Raw genomic sequence first — 2,897 nt, forward strand, 5'->3', positions numbered from 1 at the left:
GACATCCTGTACGGGAAACAGCGGCTTTGCCGCGATCACATCAGCCAGCTTGCCTGGCTCAGCTTGCACGGGCTTTGCGTCCAGCGCATTGCGGTGCAATGCGAAGTGCGTTGTTTTTGCAACAATGGCGCCGGCAAGAACTGCCTGGAACTGGGGTCGGGTTTGAAGCCGTTGCACAAGCGCCAGGCGTCAGTTTAAAAAACTGCGAATGGCCAGCAGGAAACAGGCTTATACGGCCAGGCGCTTGCGGCCTTTGGCGCGGCGTGCAGCAATCACTGCGCGGCCGCCACGCGTTTTCATGCGGGTCAGGAAGCCGTGCGTACGAGCGCGTTTGACTTTGGATGGTTGGTATGTGCGTTTCATGATTGAGTCCTACTAGCCGGTCAGCTACAAAGCTTTCCCCTTTGCCGTTACCTTGCCTTAGTTATAAGACACACTGCTTTGGGCGATTCGAATGATCTTGGTGGCCGTACAACACAACCATCTCTGCAAGTCTTCAAGGCAGGCAAAACCCGCCGCGAATCAGGGAAACCCATGATTATCGCAGATTTCCTAACACTGGCAACAAGTTAGCCCGCCCATTTGGGGTAAAGGCTGAGATGCGGCGAACCGGGTCGCTACATACCCCAAACCAGTGCCCAAAATAGGTTGAAACCCGGATCAATTATTTTGTGGATAACTCCTCGTCCGGACTACAATTGCCGGTGCTCAAAATTAACAATATCCACAAGCAGCTCACCGCTGCCGGGCGCCTCTTGCCAGGCCAGCAACCCAGCCAAAACCAGCCATGAGTGAGGCATCCGTCCAAAATCTGAACCAGGACTTGTGGCAGAGCTGCGTCGACCACCTGGCCCAGGAATTACCTGAACAACAGTTCAATACCTGGATCCGCCCCCTGCTTGTCGAGGTCGCTCCCGACCTCACCAAAGTCACCGTTTTAGTGGGTAACCGGTTCAAACTGGACTGGGTTCGCGCCCAGTATGCCGGCCGCATTTCGGCCCTGCTTGAGAAAATTTCCGGGCAAAGCATCCCTCTTGAGTTAGCACTTGCTCCGCGCGAAGCGCCCGCCAAGTCTTCTTCTCTGGTTCGCAGCTTTGAAGGCTCCGGCGTTCCTGAACCCGTCGGCCTGGGCGTTCCCGAAGAAGCCGCCGGCGCGCCGTTCAAGAATCGGCTCAACAGCGCGCTGACCTTCGACACCCTGATTGAAGGCACGGCCAACCGCATGGGCCGGGCCGCGGCGTTACATGTTTCCAGCAGCCTGGGCCAGCTTTACAACCCGCTTTTTATCTACGGCGGCGTAGGTTTGGGCAAGACCCATTTGATGCACGCGATCGGCAATAAATTGCTGTCGGACAACCCCGCCGCCAAAGTTCTCTACATCCATGCTGAACAATTTGTTTCAGATGTGGTTAAAGCTTACCAACGCAAGACTTTTGATGAATTCAAGGAGCGTTATCACTCCCTGGATTTGCTGCTGATTGACGACGTCCAGTTCTTCGCCAACAAGGACCGCACCCAAGAAGAGTTTTTCAACGCTTTCGAGGCCTTGCTGACCAAAAAGTCGCACATCGTGATGACCAGCGACACTTATCCCAAGGGTTTGACGGATATCCACGAACGCCTGGTCTCGCGCTTTGATTCCGGCCTCACAGTCGCCATCGAACCGCCCGAACTCGAAATGCGCGTCGCCATCCTGATCCGCAAGGCCGAAGCCGAGGGCGCCTCCATGCCCGAAGAAGTCGCCTTCTTCGTCGCCAAGAACGTCCGCTCCAACGTGCGTGAGCTCGAAGGCGCCTTGCGCAAGATCCTGGCGTACTCACGCTTCAATCTCAAGGAAATCTCCATCCAGCTGGCCCGTGAGGCCCTGCGTGACCTGCTTTCCATCCAGAACCGGCAGATCAGCGTCGAGAACATCCAGAAGACCGTCGCCGACTATTACAAGATCAAAGTGGCCGACATGTATTCCAAGAAGCGGCCTGCCAGCATTGCGCGGCCGCGGCAGATTGCCATGTACCTGGCCAAGGAACTCACGCAAAAGAGCCTCCCCGAGATCGGTGAGCTCTTTGGCGGGCGTGACCACACCACCGTGCTGCACGCCGTGCGCAAGATGTCTGCCGAGCGCCAGCAAATGACAGAGCTCAACCAGCAGCTGCATGTGCTTGAACAGACCCTGAAAGGCTGAGGAACAGCCTCGATGCATCCCATGAACCCCACGAACCCTCTAGCGTCCGGTTTTCACGGTGTTTTACAGAGCCCAACCACCCTCACAATAACTTTGGGGACAACTTTTGAACAACCCATGGCTTATCCACAGAAGCAGATGACAATCGAAAGTTGTTCATATTCAGCAGTGCAGTTCAGGGGCGTCTGAACACATGGTTAAACAAACGCCAAGTGGTTGATCAAAAAGGGGAAAATGGCACTATCCACAGATGGGCGCCACCCTTATCTACTACTACTAATTTGAATTAAAGAATTAAAGATATATACAGAGGAAGTCATGATCGTTCTGAAAGCAACCCAGGATAAAGTTTTGTCGGTACTGCAGTCGGTGGCCGGCATCGTTGAGCGCAGGCACACCTTGCCCATCCTTGCCAACGTGCTGATCCGCAAAACTGGCGCCCAGCTGCAGCTCACCACGAGCGATCTTGAAATCCAGATCCGCACCACCGCCGAGCTCGACGGCGACGCCGGCAACTTCACCACCACTGTGGGTGCCCGCAAGCTCATCGACATCCTGCGTTCCATGCCCAGCGACCAGACCGTCTCGCTCGAGTCGTCGCAGAACAAGCTGATCCTCAAGGGCGGCAAAAGCCGCTTCACGCTGCAAACCCTGCCGGCTGAAGACTTCCCCCTGGTGCAGGAAGCCGCCAATTTCGGCCCCAGCTTCTCTGTGC

At 55.7% G+C, this 2,897-nt stretch carries 2 protein-coding genes and 2 pseudogenes; 2 read left to right on the top strand and 2 right to left on the bottom strand.

The annotated features are described in order from the left end of the window. Positions 1–177, bottom strand: a pseudogene (locus AC1D1P_RS19620) (ribonuclease P protein component); the annotation flags it as partial. Positions 178–228: 51 nt separating this feature from the next. Then, positions 229–363, bottom strand: coding sequence for a 50S ribosomal protein L34 (gene rpmH, locus AC1D1P_RS19625; protein ID WP_007862708.1), 135 nt, complete (start codon positions 361–363; stop codon positions 229–231). A gap of 424 nt (positions 364–787) precedes the next feature. On the opposite strand from rpmH, the gene dnaA reads away from it, so the two are divergent. Both dnaA and AC1D1P_RS19635 read left to right on the top strand, forming a co-directional pair. After that, positions 788–2,182: a chromosomal replication initiator protein DnaA gene (dnaA, locus tag AC1D1P_RS19630; RefSeq protein WP_457281893.1), complete on the top strand. Its 1,395-nt coding sequence runs from the start codon at positions 788–790 to the stop codon at positions 2,180–2,182. Positions 2,183–2,500: 318 nt separating this feature from the next. Further along, positions 2,501–2,897, top strand: a pseudogene (locus AC1D1P_RS19635) (DNA polymerase III subunit beta); the annotation flags it as partial.

This window comes from Polaromonas sp. P1_E1_2, assembly GCF_056406035.1.

Bases quoted from the DNA above. Each gene is read 5' to 3' on its own strand.
- rpmH (WP_007862708.1), bottom strand. From the start codon at position 363: ATGAAACGCACATACCAACCATCCAAAGTCAAACGCGCTCGTACGCAC.
- dnaA (WP_457281893.1), top strand. From the start codon at position 788: ATGAGTGAGGCATCCGTCCAAAATCTGAACCAGGACTTGTGGCAGAGC.